Annotated in this window: 16 protein-coding genes; 14 read left to right on the forward strand and 2 right to left on the reverse strand. The window is 29.6% G+C overall.

Going from position 1 to position 20,704, the window contains the following annotated elements:
• Positions 1 to 6 precede the first annotated feature (6 nt).
• Positions 7 to 1,458 (reverse strand): aminoacyl-histidine dipeptidase, encoded by a 1,452-nt coding sequence (locus tag J7G74_RS03680; protein WP_297132094.1) that lies wholly within the window; start codon positions 1,456 to 1,458, stop codon positions 7 to 9.
• Positions 1,459 to 1,690: 232 nt separating this feature from the next.
• Between J7G74_RS03680 and J7G74_RS03685 the strand changes: the two genes are divergently transcribed.
• The 4 genes from J7G74_RS03685 to J7G74_RS03700 all read left to right on the forward strand — a co-directional run bounded on the left by J7G74_RS03685 (position 1,691) and on the right by J7G74_RS03700 (position 7,399).
• On the forward strand, positions 1,691 to 4,069 hold the full coding sequence (locus tag J7G74_RS03685) for an endonuclease MutS2 (RefSeq protein ID WP_297132097.1): 2,379 nt from the start codon (positions 1,691 to 1,693) through the stop codon (positions 4,067 to 4,069).
• 26 nt (positions 4,070 to 4,095) lie between these two features.
• The gene (locus J7G74_RS03690; protein WP_297132099.1) at positions 4,096 to 4,539 is read left to right on the forward strand and encodes a DUF523 domain-containing protein; all 444 of its coding nucleotides are present in this window, start codon (positions 4,096 to 4,098) and stop codon (positions 4,537 to 4,539) included.
• Positions 4,540 to 4,631: 92 nt separating this feature from the next.
• Positions 4,632 to 6,332 (forward strand): arginine--tRNA ligase, encoded by a 1,701-nt coding sequence (argS, locus tag J7G74_RS03695; RefSeq protein WP_297132101.1) that lies wholly within the window; start codon positions 4,632 to 4,634, stop codon positions 6,330 to 6,332.
• A gap of 137 nt (positions 6,333 to 6,469) precedes the next feature.
• Positions 6,470 to 7,399 (forward strand): hypothetical protein, encoded by a 930-nt coding sequence (locus J7G74_RS03700; RefSeq protein ID WP_297132103.1) that lies wholly within the window; start codon positions 6,470 to 6,472, stop codon positions 7,397 to 7,399.
• A gap of 3 nt (positions 7,400 to 7,402) precedes the next feature.
• Here the strand turns inward: J7G74_RS03700 and J7G74_RS03705 are convergent, their stop codons facing one another.
• Entirely contained in the window at positions 7,403 to 7,603 is a 201-nt protein-coding gene (locus J7G74_RS03705; protein WP_187295274.1) for a hypothetical protein, read from the reverse strand.
• Between the two features lie 122 nt (positions 7,604 to 7,725).
• Between J7G74_RS03705 and J7G74_RS03710 the strand changes: the two genes are divergently transcribed.
• The 10 genes from J7G74_RS03710 (at position 7,726) to lpdA (ending at position 20,653) form a co-directional block, all read left to right on the forward strand.
• Positions 7,726 to 9,507, forward strand: a complete 1,782-nt coding sequence (locus J7G74_RS03710; protein WP_297132105.1) for a B12-binding domain-containing radical SAM protein — start codon at positions 7,726 to 7,728, stop codon at positions 9,505 to 9,507.
• Positions 9,488 to 10,636: a tetratricopeptide repeat protein gene (locus J7G74_RS03715; RefSeq protein WP_297132107.1), complete on the forward strand. Its 1,149-nt coding sequence runs from the start codon at positions 9,488 to 9,490 to the stop codon at positions 10,634 to 10,636. Before J7G74_RS03710 ends, J7G74_RS03715 begins: the two co-directional genes overlap by 20 nt.
• A gap of 534 nt (positions 10,637 to 11,170) precedes the next feature.
• Positions 11,171 to 13,123 (forward strand): anaerobic carbon-monoxide dehydrogenase catalytic subunit, encoded by a 1,953-nt coding sequence (gene cooS, locus J7G74_RS03720; protein WP_297132108.1) that lies wholly within the window; start codon positions 11,171 to 11,173, stop codon positions 13,121 to 13,123.
• Between the two features lie 163 nt (positions 13,124 to 13,286).
• The gene (locus J7G74_RS03725; protein ID WP_297132109.1) at positions 13,287 to 14,072 is read left to right on the forward strand and encodes an ATP-binding protein; all 786 of its coding nucleotides are present in this window, start codon (positions 13,287 to 13,289) and stop codon (positions 14,070 to 14,072) included.
• 65 nt (positions 14,073 to 14,137) lie between these two features.
• Positions 14,138 to 15,811 (forward strand): formate--tetrahydrofolate ligase, encoded by a 1,674-nt coding sequence (locus tag J7G74_RS03730; protein WP_297132111.1) that lies wholly within the window; start codon positions 14,138 to 14,140, stop codon positions 15,809 to 15,811.
• Between the two features lie 111 nt (positions 15,812 to 15,922).
• Positions 15,923 to 16,555, forward strand: a complete 633-nt coding sequence (locus J7G74_RS03735; protein ID WP_297132113.1) for a cyclodeaminase/cyclohydrolase family protein — start codon at positions 15,923 to 15,925, stop codon at positions 16,553 to 16,555.
• A gap of 168 nt (positions 16,556 to 16,723) precedes the next feature.
• Positions 16,724 to 17,581, forward strand: coding sequence for a bifunctional 5,10-methylenetetrahydrofolate dehydrogenase/5,10-methenyltetrahydrofolate cyclohydrolase (locus tag J7G74_RS03740; RefSeq protein ID WP_297132115.1), 858 nt, complete (start codon positions 16,724 to 16,726; stop codon positions 17,579 to 17,581).
• A 62-nt stretch (positions 17,582 to 17,643) separates the two neighbouring features.
• Positions 17,644 to 18,318 carry a methylenetetrahydrofolate reductase C-terminal domain-containing protein gene (locus tag J7G74_RS03745; protein ID WP_297132117.1) on the forward strand — a complete coding sequence of 225 codons (675 nt, stop codon included), beginning with the start codon at positions 17,644 to 17,646 and terminating at the stop codon, positions 18,316 to 18,318.
• Positions 18,319 to 18,351: 33 nt separating this feature from the next.
• On the forward strand, positions 18,352 to 19,233 hold the full coding sequence (locus tag J7G74_RS03750; RefSeq protein ID WP_297132119.1) for a methylenetetrahydrofolate reductase: 882 nt from the start codon (positions 18,352 to 18,354) through the stop codon (positions 19,231 to 19,233).
• Positions 19,234 to 19,261: 28 nt separating this feature from the next.
• Positions 19,262 to 20,653, forward strand: a complete 1,392-nt coding sequence (gene lpdA, locus J7G74_RS03755) for a dihydrolipoyl dehydrogenase (protein WP_297132121.1) — start codon at positions 19,262 to 19,264, stop codon at positions 20,651 to 20,653.
• Positions 20,654 to 20,704 lie beyond the last annotated feature (51 nt).

A 20,704-nucleotide genomic window follows, 5' to 3' on the forward strand; every position in this document is an offset into this window, starting at 1 on the left:
AAAATTCTATTGTTGGTTCATTGATTTTAATAATACAACTAAGTAGTCCCAAACATTTTTAATTGAAGTTATACTTACATGTTCGTTTGGAGTGTGAACTTCAAACATATCTGGTCCCATAGAAATTGCTTCAGCACCATCCATTTTATCAAGTAATAGACCACACTCTAATCCTGCATGTATTGCAGTTATAATTGGTTTTTTACCTGTTAATTTTTCATAAACATCTACGCATATTTCTTCTAATTTAGATCCTTTTGCATATTCCCAAGCAGGATATGGAGCGTGAATTTCAAATTTAGCTGAAACAGCGTCACAAAGTAATTTAGTTTTATCGTTTATAGCATCTCTTAAAGTAGATACAGAGCTTCTAACAGTACTTTCGAAAGTCATTTTATCTTCAGAAGTTATTACTACACCTAAATTAGTAGAGCTTTCTACTAAGCCTTCTATATCCATACTAACAGTTTGTATTCCATTTGGAATTAAGTTTAGTAATTGTACAGCTTTAACTTTACACTCAGTAGTAAGAACTTTATCTGTAGAAGATGGCAATAATTCTATTTTTAGTCCTGGATCTGAAGTTTTAAATTCATTTTTTAATATACATTCTACAGTTGTTAAATTATTTTTAAGAGTATCAACATCATCTTTGTTAACAACTATTTTAGCTTCACATTCACGAGGAATTGCATTACTTTTTGATCCACCATTAACTTCTACTAAATCAAAATCAACACCAAGTAAATTTAATATTCTACCCATTACTATATTTGAGTTAGCTCTTTGTTTTACTATATCCATTCCTGAATGTCCACCAAGTAGACCTTTTACTTCAACTAAAAAAGTCTCCTTATCTTCTTCTATATTTTTATATTCAAGAGGTAAAGTTACAAGAGATCTATTTCCACCAGCACAGCTTACTAATATATAACCTTCTTCTTCTGAATCTAAGTTGATTATATATTTACCTTTTAATAAACTACCATCTAATCCACCTGCGCCAGTCATACCAGCTTCTTCATCAGATGTAATTAATACCTCTAATGATGGATGCTCTAAATCATTTGAAGCTAATACAGCCATACTCATAGCAACAGCTATACCGTTATCTGCACCAAGAGTTGTTCCATTAGCATAAATCATATCATCTATAACTCTAAGCTCTATAGGATCTTTTTCAAAATCATGATCCACATCTTTGTTTTTTTCACAAACCATATCCATATGACCTTGTAATATAACACCAGGACAGTTTTCATATCCTTTAGTAGCAGGTTTTCTTATTAAGATATTAAGATATTCATCTTGTATAACTTCTAGGTTTAAATCTTTAGCGAACTTGTATAAGAAATCACTGATTTGTTTTTCTTTACCTGAACCTCTAGGTATTTGAGATATTTGTTCAAAATAATTAAATACTAATGATGGGTTTAAACCATTTAATACATTTGTCATAATAAATCCCCTTCCTTTTTTATCCGATTAAAATTAAAATTTAAGTTAATAATGTAAATAACTTACTTTTGCTAAATAAAAACTACAATATATGATAAAATATAATATGTTAATGACTTGAGTTATTACTTAGCATATAAGTAGTATAATACATTTTTATTAAAAAAAACTATATATGAGGAAAATATTTGTACAATTTACATAAATAAGATAATTATAAAGAGGAGGAAATATGGATAGCAGATCATTAAAAGTTTTAGAATTCAATAAAGTTATTAATTTATTATCAGAAAAAGCCTCATCTTCTTTAGGTTTAAAATATATTGAAAAATTAATACCAAGCTCTGATTATGAAGAAGTCAGAGATATGTTAGAAGAGACCAGTGAAGCTCAAGGTATTCTTGTAAAAAGAGGACATGTTAACTTAGCTGGCATACAAGACATATCTGATAGTGTAAAAAGAGCGGAAATAGGGGCTGTATTAGATCCAGGAAGCTTACTTAAAATATCAGATACATTAAGAGCGGCCAGAATATTAAAAAGAAGTCTATCTACTAGTGAAGAAGAAGATTTTAATTATCCAATAATTCAAGGTTTATCAAATTCATTATATACATATAAAGATATTGAAGATGAGATAAGTAATGCAATTGTAAGTGAAGTAGAAATATCAGATAATGCATCTCCAGCATTAAAAAGCATAAGAAGAAGAATTCTACAAAAGAATCAATCTATAAGATCTAAATTAAATTCTATAATATCTTCAACTACATATCAAAAGTACTTACAAGATGCTATTATATCAGTTAGAGGGGATAGATTTGTTGTACCAGTTAAAGCAGAGTATAGATCTCAAGTAACAGGTATTATACATGATCAAAGTTCATCTGGAGCTACATTATTTATAGAACCTATGAGTATAGTTGAAATGAATAATGAACTTAGAAAATTAAAATTAGATGAACAGGAAGAAATAGAAAGAATTTTAAGCGAACTTACTAAATTAGTAGGTGAAGTTGCAAGTGATATATTATCAAATCAAGAGATACTTGGTAAATTAGACTTTGCTTTTGCAAAAGGTAAATTATCTATAGATATGAAAGGTATAGAACCTGTATTAAATGAAGAAAAACATATGAATATAAAAAATGGAAGGCATCCATTATTAGATAGCAATAAAGTAGTGCCTAATAATATTTATTTAGGAGAAGATTTTGATACTTTAGTTATAACTGGTCCTAATACAGGTGGTAAGACTGTAACTATAAAAACAGTAGGCTTATTTTCATTAATGACTCAAAGTGGTCTTCATATACCAGCTGACTATGGAAGTAGTATGTGTGTATATGATAATGTATTTGCTGATATAGGTGATGAACAAAGTATAGAGCAAAGTTTATCTACTTTCTCATCTCATATGACAAAAATAGTTGGAATACTAAATAATGTAACTAGTGAATCTTTAGTAATATTTGATGAACTAGGAGCTGGTACTGATCCAGTTGAAGGTGCAGCTCTTGCAATAGCCATACTAGAAGATGTAAATATGGCTGGAGCAAAATGTATAGCGACTACTCATTATAGTGAATTAAAAAATTATGCCCTTACAAAAGATAGAGTAGAAAATGCTGCTGTTGAGTTTGATGTTAACACATTAAGTCCTACATATAAGTTACTTATAGGTGTTCCAGGAAAGTCAAATGCTTTTGAAATATCAAGAAAGTTAGGATTAAGAGACTATATAATTGATAGAGCAAAAGAGTTTATAAATACAGAAAACATAGAATTAGAAGATGTACTTCAAAATGTTGAAAAGAATAGAATAAAAGCAAACCAAGAAAGAGAAGAAGCAGAAAAACTTAAATCAGAAATTGAGGAAATAAAAGCTGAATACGAAAGAAAGCTTGAAAAGCTATCTCTTCAAAGAGAGAAAATGTTAGAAAAAGCTAAATCTGAGGCATTTAGTATAACAAGACAAGCCAAAGAAGAAGCTGATAATATTGTTAAAGAGCTTAGAAGTATGGAAATGGAGATGGCTTCTAAGGAAAAAAATAAAAAAATAGAAGCATTGAGAAAAGAATTAGCAGATTCTATGGGTAATTTACAACCATCAGTAAAAAGTATGATAGTTCCAAAGGTTTCAAATAAAGAAATAAAAGATTTAAAACCTGGTGATGAAGTTAAAGTTATAACCTTAAATCAAGATGGTAGTGTAGTTTCTGTAGATAAAAAGAAAAAGGAAGCAGTTGTACAAATAGGTATTATGAAAATGACTCTTCCATTTAAGGCTCTTCAAATTGCTCAAAAAGACAAAAAATCTATTGTGACTAAATCTACTAGAAAAATTATAAGTTCTAAATCAGGAAGGGTAAAAAGTGAAGTTGATTTAAGAGGGATGAATTTAGAAGAGGCTATTATGGAAGTTGATAAGTACTTAGATGATGCTTGTGTAGCAGGACTTGAAACTGTTACAATAATACATGGTGTAGGTACTGGAGTACTTAAAAAAGGACTTCAAGATGTTTTAAAAAGAAATAAACATGTTAAATCCCAAAGACCTGGAGAATATGGAGAAGGTGGAATGGGAGTAACCATTGTTCAAATGAAATAAATAATTAATTAAGGAGATGGATTGAGTTGTTAGTAGTTTCTGCTTGTTTAGTTGGAGTAAACTGTAAATATAATGGCGAAAATAATGATAATGAAAAAGTAAAAGAATTTTTAAAAGATAAAGAATATATTGTTGTTTGCCCAGAGCAACTAGGAGGATTAACTACTCCAAGAGATCCATCAGAAATAAATATAAAAGATGGAAAAGAAGTTTTGCATGGTGAAAGTAAAGTAATATCATGTAAAAATATTGATGTAACAGATAATTTTATTAAAGGAGCAAGAGAAAGCTTAAAAATTGCACAGATGTTTAATTGTAATAAGGCTTTACTTAAAGAAGGAAGCCCTTCTTGTGGATGTAACTTTATTTATGATGGAACTTTTTCAGGAAACAAAATTTCAGGAAAAGGAGTAACTGCTGCTTTATTTAATGAAAATAATATAGAAGTTTTTAGTGAAAAAGAGTTATAATATATATTTGAAACGATAAGTATATCAATATCTTGAAAAAATATAAAAATTAATTTAACATAGAAGAATAATGATGTAGAGAGGAGACAATAATGCAAGATTTTAAAGTGGCAATAGCTAATTGCCTTAAAGAAAAGATTGAAGATTTAACATTAGAAGAAATATTAGCACTAATAGAAGTGCCACCTAATAAAGAGATGGGGGATTATGCATTTCCTTGCTTTAAATTAGCGAAAGTATTTAGAAAAGCTCCAAATATGATAGCTCAAGAATTAGCAGAAAGTATAGAAGCTAATGGTGGAATATCTAAAGTTATGCCACTTGGTGGATATGTGAACTTCTTTGTAAATAAGTCTCAATTAGCTGAGACAGTTATAAAAGACGTATTAACTAAAAAAGAAAAATACGGACATAGCGATTTAGGACAAGATAAAGCAGTAGTAATAGATTTCTCATCTCCTAACATAGCTAAGCCTTTCCATATAGGACATATAAGAACTACTGTTATAGGTAATGCTTTATATAAAATATATGATTCTCAAGGATATAATGTTGTAAGAGTGAATCACTTAGGGGATTATGGAACTCAATTTGGTAAACTTATAGTTGCCTTCAAACTTTGGGGTAACAAGGAAGCTGTAGAAGCTAATCCAATACCAGAATTATTAAAATTATACATACAATTCCATGATGAAGCTGAGAAAAAACCAGAAATGGAAGATGAAGCTAGAGCTTGGTTTACAAAATTAGAAAACGGAGATCCAGAAGCTAAAGAATTATGGCAATGGTTTAGAGATGAAAGTTTAAAAGAATTTGCTAGAGTATATGACCTATTAGATATAGAATTTGATTCATATGCAGGTGAAAGTTTCTATTCAGATAAAATGGATACTGTTATAGAGCAAATAAAAGAAAAAGGATTATTAATAGAGTCTCAAGGAACAAATGTTGTTGACTTAGAAGAATTTAATATGCCACCAGCTCTTATAACAAAAAATGATGGTTCAACATTATACATGACTAGAGATTTAGCAGCAGCTATTTATAGAAAAAATACTTATGATTTTGAAAAATGTATATATGTAGTTGGTTCACAACAAAGCTTACATTTCCAACAATTATTCAAGGTGTTAGAACTTATGGGATTTGAATGGTCAAAAGATTTAATACATGTTCCATTTGGTATGGTTGCTTTAGAAGAAGGAACTATGTCTACAAGAAAAGGTAGAGTAGTATTCTTAGAAGATGTTTTAAAACAAGCTATAGAAAAAACAAAAGAAACTGTTCTTTCTAAAAATCCAAATGCTAAAAATGTAGATGAAATATCTAAACAAGTTGGTGTTGGAGCTGTAGTATTCCAAGAACTATCAAATAGCAGAATAAAAGACTACACATTCTCATGGGAAAGAACTTTAAGTTTCGAGGGTGAAACAGGACCATATGTTCAATATACTCATGCTAGATGTTGTGCAGTTTTAAGAAAAGCCAATGAAGAAGTTACTACAGATATAAACTATGATTTATTATCTGATGGTGATGCAGCAGAAGTATTAAAAGTAATCGGATCATTTAATAAAAGTATAGTTTCTGCAATGAGAAGAAACGAGCCACATATAGTTACAAGATTCGTACTAGACTTAGCTCAAGCATTTAATAAATTCTATCATGATAACCCAATAATAGTTGAAGATGTAGAATTAAGAAAAGCTAGACTTGCTTTAGTTGCAGTTACAAGACAAACTCTAGAAAATGGTCTTAGAATATTAGGAATGCATTCTCCAGAAAGAATGTAGAAAATGGCAGCTTTAAAAGCTGCTATTTTTTAGATTATAAGGAAATTATCTATTATTTAGTTTTGATAAGAGGTAATTTGCTGGGCTTGAATATAAGATAAAATATTTGATTAAAATATTTATAAAGGAGTTAATTTATGAAAGAACGTTTAATAAGAAATTCTTATCTAAATTCCTTTAATATTAATGAAGAAGATAATGGATTAAAAGGTTTAATCGTTATAAATACTAAGTGCTTAATAGATGATAAGACACAAAGATATGTATATATAGATAATAATCGTTTGAGAGATGAATTAATATATTATAATTTTTATGGAATTAAGCCAGAGTATGATGATATACTAAATATTCTACTTCCTTTAATACTTGCAAACACAAATATAAAAAAAAGTGAAGATGAAGTAGTAGGTTTAATTCAAAAATATGTAAAGTATCTTAAAAAAGAAAATTACTTATTTGAATATATTATTGGAGCAGTTATTTATAATGCTTTGATACATAATTTAATAGATAATAAAAATATTGAATATAATGACTTACTTCAAGGCTTGAAAGAGAAAATTATAGGATTTTCCATTGAATTAGAAAAAACTAATATGATAAAATTCCAAATGGCTAGAATAAGTGCTATACAGACTATAGATAATTATATTGACATGAAAATTCATGATTATGAAGATGGTAAAATTATAATAAACTTACTGAATGCTATTTATGATATATATATTGAAGAAAGAATGGAGAATAATCAGGGAATTTTAAGTATAAAAAAATCTATATTATCCATATTAGGTGAAGAAGTAAATTTAAATATAGATAATATAGATTTTATTGAATCTATGTCCCATTACATAGTAAAAATAAGAAATTATATGATAAATAAAAAATTATATAATTTAAATTCAGACCCAAGAAGCTTAATAAAATATAATAAAAATGATATTGTTCTAGACCCTATATTAAATAAGATAAATATTATATCTAAAGAATTAAAGGACAATATACTTTATATTAAAATTAAAGCTAAATCAGGTGAATATAATTTCATGTTTAAAAAAGCATAGATTTTAACTATTATTTTCTAAATACTCTAGAAACTCATTTTCAGTTGTTTCTGTTAAAAAACATAACTCTTTTACGATGTTATTTTTTAAGTTTAGAAATTCTTCAATATTAGCATTTTGTCCAGTATACTCTAATGCCTTGATTATTAATAGTAAGTCTCTTTTTGATAAATCATTTATGGATACTTGATCAATAGATTCCATACAAATACATCCTTTCTAACAGTTGATTTTATATTATAAGTTTGAAATATTTACCTTACATATATTATTTTAACTTAAAAAGTATGTAGAACATAGTATAAATTTAAAAAGGAGTGAAATATTTGAAAATATTATTAACTACACTAAATTCGAAGTTTATTCACACGAATTTAGCAATAAGATATTTAAGAGAGAGTGTAAAAGATTTAATTGATGTAGATGTAAGAGAGTATACAATTAACAATCAATTAGATTACATTTTAAAAGATATATACAAAAATAATTATGATGTAGTATTTTTCTCTACATACATATGGAATATTTATGACATAGTTAAACTATGTGATAACCTAAAAAAAGTTAAACCGGAAATTAAGATAGGCTTAGGTGGCCCTGAGGTTACATATGATAGCCAAAATGCTATGGAACAATATGAATTTTTAGATTATATACTATGTGGTGAAGGTGAATTAGTATTTAGAAGTTTAGTGGAGTATTTTTTAGGAAACAAAAACATAGAGGACATTAAAGGTATTGCATATAGAAAAGATGGCCAAATAATAATTAATGAAGAAATGGAATTATTACAGAACTTAGATGAAATACCAAGTCCGTATGAAAATCTTGATATAAAAGAATATGAAAATAGAATTGTTTATTATGAAACATCAAGAGGATGTCCGTTTAATTGTCAATATTGTTTATCTTCGGCAATAAAAGGTCTTAGATATTTTAGTGCTGATAGGGTAAAAAGAGATTTGAAAAATTTAATAGATGCAAGGGTATCACAAATTAAATTTATAGATAGGACTTTTAATGCAAATAAAAAATTTGCTAAAGAAATCATGGAATTCTTAATGGAAAATGATAACGGATATACTACATATCATTTCGAAGTTACGGCACATTTATTAGATGATGATATGCTATCATTTTTAAAAAACTGCAAAGAAGGTTTATTCCAATTTGAAATAGGAGTACAAAGTACAAATCAGAAAACACTTGATGCAGTGGGAAGAAGAGATAATTTTGAGAAATTATCTTATGTTGTAAAAACTATAAAATCATATAGAAACATACATCAACATTTAGATTTAATAGCAGGTCTTCCTTATGAAGGTTATGAAAGATTCCAACAATCTTTCAATGATGTATTTAATCTTGGTATAGAGCAATTGCAACTAGGGTTCCTTAAAATGATAAAAGGAACAGGCATGAGATATAGTGCTGATAAATATGGATATAGATTTAAAGATTATGCTCCATATGAAATATTATTCAATGATTTTATAAGTTATGATGAAATTTTAAAAATAAAAGATATAGAAGAAATCTTAGAAACTTATTATAATTCTAATAATTTCCCATTATCTTTAGAATATATAATCAAAAATTATTATATTGAAAGTCCGTTTAAATTCTTCGAAAAATTTGCTACTTATTTTGAAGAAAAAGGATATTTCCATATGGCTCAAGGTAAAAATCAATTGTATAAAATACTATTAGATTTTTATTGTGAGAATATAAATGAGAACAATGAATTATTTAATGAAATTTTGAAATATGATTATTTATCTTTAGGAAAAATATCAACTGTTCCAGCAATATTTGATAAGATAGAAATAAATAATTTTAAAAGTAAATGTCATGACTTTTTACATGATGAAGATAATTTAAAGACATATTTACCTAATTTTGTTGATATACCGACGAAATATATGCTTAAATATATTCATTTCGAACCTTTCAAATATGATATTTTAAAATTAAAAGAAAATATTCATGAAAATTTAGATAAAGAACAGACTGTAATATTATTTGATTACAACACTAATAAAATATTTGATAAGTCAAAAACTTATACTGTAAAGGTGGGAGAAGAAGATGAAGTTCAAGATAGATAAATATTTACTTAGAAAAACTGAAGAACTAGCATTTATAACTATTAAAAGAAATGGAGAATTCAGTTTAGAAGGATATGAAGTTCCAAAAGAAGGACTAAATGTACCTATAAAGAATGAAGTTCTTGTAAAAGGAATAAAAGAAAAAACTGCACAAGATGGAATTAACTCTATATCTATTGCAGATGCAATGATATATATAATAGGTATAGATCCAGAATTTAAATATAATGAAGAATATAAAAAATTCTTGTTTGCCTTAGAAAAGAAAGTTAACTTTAATGTAAGATCTTATGCAGGTTATATGTCTAGAAAATATTTTGAAATGGGAGAAAGTACAGATTCATTAATATACATTAAGGCATTAATAACACTATACCCAGATGATATAGAAGGACTTTATAATTATGCGATTGTATGTCAAGAAGTAGCTACATTACACCAAAAAGATGGTGATGTGAAAGCAATGAATGCTTTCTTATTAGAAGCAGGAGAAAAATTAGAAAAGATCATTAATATGGATGGAGATTTTGCTCTTGCATATTATCACTTAGGATACCACTATTATAATCAAAGTCAATTCATTAAGGCTAAAGTAATATGGGAAGAGGCAATGAGATTAGGCCTTGATGAAGATATAATGGCAGAAATTCAAGAAAATATAGGAAAAATGGATTTTAAAGTACAATATGAAGAAGGATATTCTTTAGTTTTTCAAGGAAAGTTTGAACAAGGTCTTGAAAAATTATTGCCATTAGAAGAAGAACATAGTGATTGGTGGAATTTATTATTTATAATAGGTATAGCCTATAAAAATATGGGTGAAATAGATAAAGCTATGTTATATTTTGAAAAAATATTAATAATAAGACCAGAACAAGTAGATACTTTAGTAGAACTTGCATTATGTGAAGCATCTTCATTTAATATGAATAGATGTGTAGAACTTTTAGAGCAAGCAGCTAAATTAAAAGAAGATCCAGAAATACTTTGTAATTTAGGTATGGCTTATTTAAATACTGGAGATATAGATGATGCTATTTATTATATAGAAAGAGCATATGAACTCAATCCAGAAGATGAAGTAACAATATCATGTATGAGAGAATTAGATAAATATAGAGTAAACTAAATAAACATTTAACCACAAGATTAATTAAAAAGTTATATCTTGTGGTTTTTTATAGATAAATTTAATTTATATAAGAAATAAGGTATTGTAGGATAATCATTCTATAAAAGAAAGTAAAAAAAGAATGATTACAAATTACATATTTAAAATATAAACAGGTATACAATTTGAATAATATATTATATAATTTAAGTAAAGTAATTAAATAGTAATTATTGGAAAATAAATTGCTTAAAAAAATAAGTCTAATCATAATAAAAGCTAATCTAATTAAAAATCGACATAAAATTTCAAGATATTCATAAAAAATTTTACTAAATATTATAGACACTATGCATTTAATAATTGCATGAATATGCATAAGTTTGTCTAATATTGTGAAAAAATTAATTTTTTTGAATAAAAACTAATCGCTAATTTTCCATGAGTTTCGTTCATGATATATTTTTATAAATATATTGAAATATATAAACAAGGCATCTTTTTGTTATTTCAAAAATAGGGTTAAAAAATTACAAAGAGGGGAAAAAGAATATGGAAAAAAAAGATATTAACATTCTTGAACAAATGCAAAACATGACTGTTGATATGAACAGTAAAGTTATGCTTGAAAAGGCTGAAAAAGATGGCGTTGAAACAATGTATAAAAGAAAATTAGGCTATAAAGTACAATGTGGATTTGGTCTTCAAGGTGTATGTTGTAGAAACTGTGGAATGGGTCCTTGTAGAATAAGTCCTAAGACTCCAAGAGGACTTTGTGGTGCTGATGAACATACTATAGTTGGTAGAAATTTTGCTAGAATGTGTGCTGCAGGTACTGCTGCCCATTCAGATCATGCTAGAGATATAGCTCATACTTTAGCTTTAACTACTCCTGGTGGAGACTACCAAGTTAAAGAACCGCAAAAATTAATAGAATTTGCTAAATTTATGGATGTTGATACTGAAGGTAAAGATATATATGAATTAGCTCATGAGGTAGCAGAAGTCTGTCTAATGGAGTTTGGTAAACCATTTGGTGTATCAAAATTATTAAAGAGAGCTCCAAAAGTAAGACAAGAATTATGGCATAAACTTGGCATAGAGCCAAGAGCAATAGATAGAGAAATAGCAACAGTAATGCACTCTACTCATGTAGGATGTACATCTGATTTAGATTCTTTAATTCATATGGCTATGAGATGTTCTATGGCAGATGGATGGGCAGGATCTATGATAGGAACAATGCTTTCTGATGTATTATTTGGTACTCCAAAACCAGTTCATACAGAAGCTAACTTAAATGTACTAGCAGGAAATAACGTTAATATAATTCTTCATGGACATGAACCAACATTATCTGAAATGATAGTTGCGGCTTCTGAATTACCTGAGATGCAAGAACTAGCTAAAGAAGTAGGGGCTGATGGAATAACTCTATCAGGTATATGCTGTACAGGTAATGAGTTAACTATGAGACACGGTGTTAAAATAGCTGGTGACTTCCATCAACAAGAATTAGCTATAATAACAGGTGCTGTTGAAGCTATGATAGTTGATGTTCAATGTATATTCCCAGCATTAGCCGACTTAGCTAAACATTATCATACTAAATTTATAACTACATCTCCAAAAGCTAGAATCACTGGTTCTACATACATGGAGTTCCACGAAGATACTGCTATGGAAGATGCTAAAACAATAGTAAGAGAAGCTATATTAAACTTCAAAAATAGAGATGAATCTAAAGTTTTAGTTCCAGATCTAAAATCAGAGGGTGTAGTTGGATATGCTGAAGAAGCTATAGTTGGTCAATTGAATAATGTTGTTAATACTCAAATAGATGAGATGGATACATTAAAACCATTAGTTGATGTTCTTGCATCTGGTGTAATAAGAGGTGTTGTTGGTGTTGTTGGATGTAACAATGCTAAAACTCCATCTAACCATAATCACTTAACAATAATAAAAGAGTTAATAAAAAATGATTTCTTAGTTGTTACTACAGGATGTGGTGCTTCTGCAGCTTGTAAGAATGGTTTAATGTTAAAAGAAAATGCTCCTAAATATGCAGGAAAAGGTTTAGCAACAGTTTGTGAATTAGTTGATATACCTCCAGTAATTCACTTAGGATCTTGTGTTGATAACTCTCGTATATTAAACGTATGTTCATTAGTTGCAAATGCATGTGATATGGATATAAGTGATTTACCAGTTGCAGGATGTGCTCCAGAGTGGATGTCAGAAAAAGCTGTAGCAATAGGAACTTATGTTGTTGCTTCAGGTATAGATACTTTCTTAGGTGTTATGCCTCCAGTTACAGGTTCTTCTAGAGCTGTTGAATTATTATGTGGTGGATTAAAAGATCAAGTAGGAGCTTGCTTCTTTGTTAACGAAGATCCAGTAGAGTTAGCTAAGATGATAATGGATGATATAGAATCTAAACGTCCACATTTCGAAGAATTATATCAAGAAAAAGTTTTAAATAAACGTTTAGCAGAAGCTTAAAAATAAGTATTTTTAAATAAAATAATTTTAATAATTAGAAGTTAGTCTATTATTAATAATTATAATAATAGACTAACTATGGATATATATTAGAAAAGTAAGAAAAGTTCATTTTTTAGTTACTTTAAAGACGATAGATTAAAGACGGGAGATGAGTGGGAAAATGAAAATTGCTATAACAGGAAAAGGTGGAGTAGGAAAAACAACTTTTGCTTCAATGATTTCAAGAATATTCGCAGATGAAGGATTTAGAGTAGTAGCTGTAGATGCAGATCCAGATGCTAATTTAGGGTTAGCATTAGGTTTTCCTAAGGATGTTTATGAATCAATTGTACCAATATCAGAAATGAAGAAATTAGTATCAGAAAGAACTGCTACTAGTGAAGGTACATTTAATAAAATGTTTAAACTAAATCCAAAGGTGGATGATATTCCAGAAAAATATTGCAAAGAACATAATGGTGTAGGACTACTTACGCTAGGTACAGTTGATACAGGTGGTTCAGGATGTGTTTGTCCAGAACATGTATTGTTAAAAAGATTATGTTCACATCTGATATTACAAAACAACGATGTTGTTGTAATGGATATGGAAGCTGGAATAGAGCATTTAGGAAGAGGTACTGCTCAAGGTGTAGATGCATTTATAGTAGTAGTAGAGCCAGGAGAAAGAAGCTTACAAACTTATAGAAAAGTTAAAAAGCTAGGTAGTGATATTGGTGTAAAAAAAGTATACGTTGTTGGAAATAAAATGAGGGATGATAATGATATTGAGTTTATAAAAAGTAATCTTGAAGATGGTGAAGCTTTAGGATTCATTCATTATAATCAACAAGTAATTGATTCTGATAGATCCAATCAATCTCCTTACGATATAAGTGAAGCAACTAGAAAAGAAATAAAAGATATTAAAGAAAGACTAGTTGAGATTAAAAAGCATAACAGTTAATTAACTTTTATAAAAGATATAAACATTTAAATAGTGTTTAAATAAAAACTGTGGGAGGAATAGTTATGGGATTCAAATCAGATATTGAGATTGCTCAAGAGGCAAAACCTCAAGATATTAGAGAGATAGGTAAAAAGTTAGGATTAACAGAAGATGATTTAGAGTTATATGGAAAATATAAAGCTAAAGTTGATTACAATTTACTTAAAAAAGATACTGGTAAAAAAGCTAAGTTAATTTTAACTACAGCTATCAACCCAACTCCAGCTGGAGAAGGTAAAACTACAACTACTATAGGTGTAGCTGATGGTTTACAAAAATTAGGTAAAAATGTTCTTGTTGCATTAAGAGAACCTTCTTTAGGTCCAGTATTTGGTATAAAAGGTGGAGCAGCAGGTGGTGGATATGCTCAAGTTGTTCCAATGGAAGATATAAACTTACATTTCACAGGTGATTTCCATGCTATAGGTGCTGCAAATAACTTATTAGCTGCAATGATAGACAATCATATTCATCAAGGTAATGATCTTGGAATAGATATTAGAACTATAACTTGGAGAAGATGCGTTGACATGAATGATAGACAATTAAGAAACGTAGTTGATGGACTAGGTGCAAGAGCTGATGGTGTTGTAAGGGAAGATGGATTTGATATAACAGTTGCTTCAGAAGTTATGGCTGCTTTTTGTTTAGCAAGTGATATTGTTGACTTAAAAGCTAGATTAGGAAGAATCGTTATTGGTTACAACTATGAAGGTAAACCAGTTACAGCTGAACAATTAAAAGCTAATGGTGCAATGGCTGCTCTATTAAAAGATGCTCTGAAACCAAACCTAGTACAAACATTAGAAGGAACACCGGCATTTGTTCATGGTGGACCATTCGCAAATATAGCTCATGGATGTAACTCTGTTATAGCTACAAGAATGGCAATGCATTTTGCAGACTATGTAGTAACTGAGGGAGGATTTGGTGCTGATCTTGGTGCTGAAAAATTCTTAGATATAAAATGTAGAATGGCTAACTTAAAACCAGATGCAGTTATAATAGTAGCTACAGTTAGAGCTCTTAAATATAACGGTGGAGTTCCAAAAGATCAATTAAATGAAGAAAATCTAGTAGCACTAGAAGCAGGTATTCCAAACCTATTAAAACATGTTGAAAATATAACTCAAGTTTATAAATTACCAGCAGTAGTTGCTATAAATGAATTCCCAACTGATACTCAAGCGGAAGTTGAATTAGTTAAAACTAAGTGTAAAGAATTAGGTGTTAATGTTGCTTTATCTCAAGTATGGGCTAAAGGTGGAGAAGGTGGAGTAGAACTTGCTGAAGAAGTATTAAGACTTTGCGAGCAAGAAAATGACTTCCAATTCTGTTATGAAGATGATTTAACATTAGCTGAAAAAATAGAAGCAATATCTACTAAGATATATGGAGCTGATGGTGTAGAATTTACTCCACAAGCAAAAAAAGAATTAGATAGATTAGAAAGTTTAGGATTTGGAAATATGCCAGTATGTATGGCTAAGACTCAATATTCTTTAACTGATGATTTAACTAAATTAGGTAGACCAACAGGGTTTAAAATTACAGTAAGACAAGTAACAGTTTCTGCTGGTGCAGGATTTGTTGTTGCACTTACTGGCCAAATAATGAAGATGCCAGGTCTTCCAAAACGTCCAGCTGCTGAAAGAATAGATGTTGATGAAAATGGAGTAATTTCAGGATTATTCTAGGATTATAAATAAAAATAATTATAAGCAATATATACAATGAAGTAGTACACAATTTTTAATTGTGTACTACCTTCGAATTAACCTTGAATAATTTAAGGAGGCATTAATTAGATGGAAAAAATAGCAGAAAAAAGTTGTATTGATTTTATAGAAGTATTAGCTTCTAAAGCTGCTGTACCAGGAGGTGGAGGAGCTGCTGCATTAGCAGGTGCAATAGGGATGGCATTAGGTAGTATGGTTTGTAACTTAACTACAGGAAAGAAAAAATATGCACAATACGAAGAAGCTATACAAGAAATTCTAGTTAAAGCAGCAAAATTACAGGAAGAACTATTATCTATGATTGATAAAGATGCAGAAGGATTTTATCCGTTATCAAAAGCTTACGGGCTTCCTACATCTACAGAAGAAGAAAAACAATATAAGGCTGAAACTATGGAAAAATGTTTAAAAGTTGCATGTGAAGTTCCTATGAATATAGTAAGATTATGTTTCGATTCAATAAAATTACATGAAGAATTAGTTGATAAAGGATCAAAACTAGCTATAAGTGATGTTGGATGTGGTGTTCAATGTTTAAGAGCAGCGATTTTATCTGGTCAATTAAATGTAATAATAAATGTAAACTCTATGAAAGATAGAGAATATGCAGAACAAATAGAAAAAGAATGTAATGAATTAGTTCAAGATGGTGTTAAAATTTGCGATGAAGTATACCAAAAAGTATTGGTTGCTTTAGGATAATAAGAATATTGAAAATAATTTATTTTAAAAATATACTATAAGATTTACGATTATAATATATTTTTATACAAAATAATTTATATAATAACGATGAAAATTAGATAAGTATATAATTATATAAAAGACTATACGTAAAATAATCTTTTGTGTGTGGGAGGCGAATAAATAGTGGGTGAAATAATAAAAGGTAAACCAGTAGGCGATGCAATAAGTGAAGTTCTTAAAGGTGAATGCGAAGAATTAGTTAAAGATGGTATTCAACCTAAATTAGCTATTTTAAGAGTAGGTGCTAAAGCTAATGACTTATCTTATGAAAAAGGTGCTCTTAAAAAATGTGAAGCTATAGGAATTCAAACAGAAGTTACTGAGCTACCAGATGGTACAACTCAAGAACAATATATAGAAACATTACAAAAATTAAATGATGATTCTTCAGTACATGGTATATTAACTTTTAGACCATTACCAGAAGGAATAGATGAAGAAGTAATCAAAAATATTATAGCACCTGAAAAAGATGTAGACTGCTTTAGTCCAATGAATACTGCAAAGCTTATGGAAGGAGATAAAACTGGATTCCCTCCATGTACTCCTACAGCAGTAGTTGAAATATTAAAATACTATAATGTTCCTTTAAAAGGAGCAAATGTAGTTGTATTAGGTAGATCAATGGTTGTTGGTAAGCCAGTATCAATGTTATTACTTGGTGAAAATGCTACTGTTACAATTTGTCACTCAAAAACTAAAGATTTACCAAAGGTATGTGCGGATGCTGATGTATTAGTAGCTGGTGTTGGTAGAGCTAGAATGGTTACATCTGACTACATAAAAGAAGGGGCTGTAGTTATAGATGTTGGTATTAATGCAAAGCCAGAAGGCGGAGGAATTTGTGGAGATGTTGATACAGATGATGTTGTTGGAAAAGCATCAATGGTTACTCCAGTTCCAGCAGGTGTTGGTTCAGTTACAACATCTATACTTGCTAAACATGTAATTAAAGCATGTAAACAACAAAATAATAAATAATCAGGGGTAGGATACTTAGATTATGTATATAAGATAGTTAAAACTTTGGGGGGAAAATAACTATGGTAATATCTGATAGAAAACCAATGGAAGAAATACTAGGCTTTTTAAAAGATGCTAAAAAAGTTATATTAGTAGGATGTAATCAATGTGCTGCTGCTAGTAAAACTGGTGGAGAACCTGAAATTCAAGAAATGAAAGATTTATTGGAAGCAGAAGGTAAAGAAGTATTAGGATATTTACTTCCAGATACAGCTTGTAACTTATTATTAGGTAAAAAAGAAATGAAATCTCTAAAAAGTGAGTTGAAAGAAGCTGATGCAATATTATCATTAGCTTGCGGAGATGGAACTCAAACTATTGTTAAAAATATTAAAAAACAAAATATTCCTGTTTATCCAGCAAATAATACTTTATTTATAGGTGAGGTAGAGAGAGTTGGCCAATTCGAAGAAGCTTGCAAGGCATGTGGAGAATGTGAACTTGGATGGACTGGGGGAATTTGTCCAGTTACTATGTGTGCTAAAGGCTTAATCAATGGTGCATGTGGTGGAGCAAAAAATGGAAAATGTGAAGTTAGCCCAGATAATGATTGCGCATGGGTAATGATTTATGAAAGACTTAAAAGCTTAGGTCAACTAGATAATTTAATGGAGGTTAGAGCTCCAAAAGATTATTCTAAACAACTTAATCCAAGAAGACATAATGCAAATAAAAAAGCAGAGGCAGAAGCTTAAGAAGTAATAAGTTAATAAAGGGGGATTATTTTCATGAGTAAGTTACAAGAAGCATTGGAAAGAGGAGAATTTGCCGTAACTGCAGAGATGGCACCACCAAAAGGTACAGATCTTTCTCATTTGCTAGAATGTGCAAAATTATGTGTAGGAAGGGTACATGCTGCAAACGTAACAGATTTCCAATCAGCTGTAATGAGAGCTACTTCTCTGGCAACATGTAAGTTATTAAAGGATATCGGATTAGAACCAGTAATACAAATGACTGGTAGAGACAGAAATAGAATTGCTATAGAAGGTGAAATGCTTTCTGCGGGAGTGTTCGGTATAGAAAACTTATTAGCATTAACAGGTGACCACACTAGTGTAGGTGACCATCCACAAGCTAAGCCAGTATTTGATTTAGATTCTGTAAGTATACTAAAAACAGCTTCTACATTAAATAGTGGAGTAGATAGTGTAGGATTAGAATTAAAAGGAAATACTAATTTCTTCTTAGGAGCTTGTGTTACACCTGAATACGATCCTATAGAAGTGCAATTACTAAAAATGCAAAAGAAAATAAATGCTGGAGCTAAGTTCTTCCAAACTCAAGCAGTTTATGATATAGATCATATGAGAAAATTTAGAGAACTTACTAAAGATATGGATTGTAAAATTTTAGCTGGTATAGTTCCTCTAAAATCACCAGGAATGGCTAAATTTATGACAGCTAATGTACCAGGTATATTTGTTCCTGATGAGCAAATAGAAAGATTAAAAGCAGCTGGTAAAGGAAATTATGTACAAGAAGGTATTAAGATGGCTGGAGAGTTTATAAGACAATTAAAAGAAGAAAACCTATGTGATGGTGTACATATAATGGCAATCGGGGCTGAAGAGAATGTTCCAAAAATATTAGATGAAGCAGGTTTATAAAATTTGAAATAAAATTGGGGGATTGAACATGAAAGTTGCAGTAATTGGTGGAGGACCAGGAGGATATGTAGCAGCTTTAAAGGCAGCTATGCTTGGTGCAGAAGTTACAGTAATTGAAAAGAATAAAGTAGGTGGAACTTGCTTAAATGTAGGTTGTATACCAACTAAAGCTTTATTAGCTTCAAGTGATGTACTAAGAACTGTAAAAGAAGCTAAATCTTTTGGAATCGATGTTGAAGGGGATATTAAGCCAGATTTTCAAGCTATAATCGCAAGAAAACAAAAAGTAACAGATGAATTAGTGGCAGGTATAGAATTCCTTTTTGATAAAAGGGGAGTTAAAAAAATAAATGGATTTGGAAAATTAATAGATAAAAATACTATAGAAGTTACTAAAGAAGATGGAAGTGTAGAAGAAGTTAAAGCAGATAAAATAATATTGGCCAATGGATCTATACCTACTGTATTCCCATTCATGCCATACAATGGTAAAAATGTAATTACTTCTGATGAAGTATTAAGTTTAGAAAAATTACCAGAATCTATGGTAATCATAGGTGGTGGAGTAATAGGTTCTGAAATAGGTCAATTCTATTCTACATTAGGAACTAAAGTAACGATAGTGGAAGTTCTTCCACAAATCCTAGGAAGAATGGATTCTGATGGAGCAAAAGCTCTAGCAAGACAATTCAAAAAAGACAAAATAAAAGTTATGTGTAACGTTGCAACTGATAGCTTTGAAGTTAGTGAAGATAAAGTTAAGCTTAACTTAAATAATGGAAAATCTATAGAGGCAGAAATAGTACTACTATGTACAGGAAGAAAGCCTAATTTAGCTAACTCTGGTGTGGCTGAAGCTGGAGTTAAGATGACTGATAGAGGATTCATAGAAGTAAATGAATATATGGAAACTAATTTAGAAGGTGTTTATGCTATAGGAGATATTATACCAGGAGCAATGCTTGCACACGTTGCATCAGCAGAAGGTATGGTAGCAGCAGAAAATGCAGTAAAAGGAAATAGTGAAACAGTTAATTATAAATCAATACCAAGTTGTGTTTATACAGAGCCTGAAGTAGCAGGTGTTGGTAAAACAGAAGATGAATTAAAAGCTGAAGGCGTAGAGTACAAAGTTGGTAGATTTGATTTTAGAGGTCTAGGAAAAGCTAAGGCAATAGGAAAAATACAAGGATTTATCAAGGTTTTAGTTGATAAAGATGATGTTATAATAGGAGCTACTTTGGTGGGGCCTCATTGTACAGATTTATTAACTGAATTATCTTTAGCAGTAGGGTTAGGATTAAAAGCCAAAGATGTAGGTAGAGTAATACATGCACATCCTAGTTTATCAGAAGGTATTATGGAAGCATTACATGATGTACATGATGAATGCGTTCATTCAGTACCATCATCTTTATAAGCTAAAACAGAGGAAAAATCTAAAGCTCTGTTTAGGCAAATTTTAAGGGGG

Source organism: Terrisporobacter sp., from assembly GCF_017888745.1.
GTDB lineage: Bacteria > Bacillota > Clostridia > Peptostreptococcales > Peptostreptococcaceae > Terrisporobacter.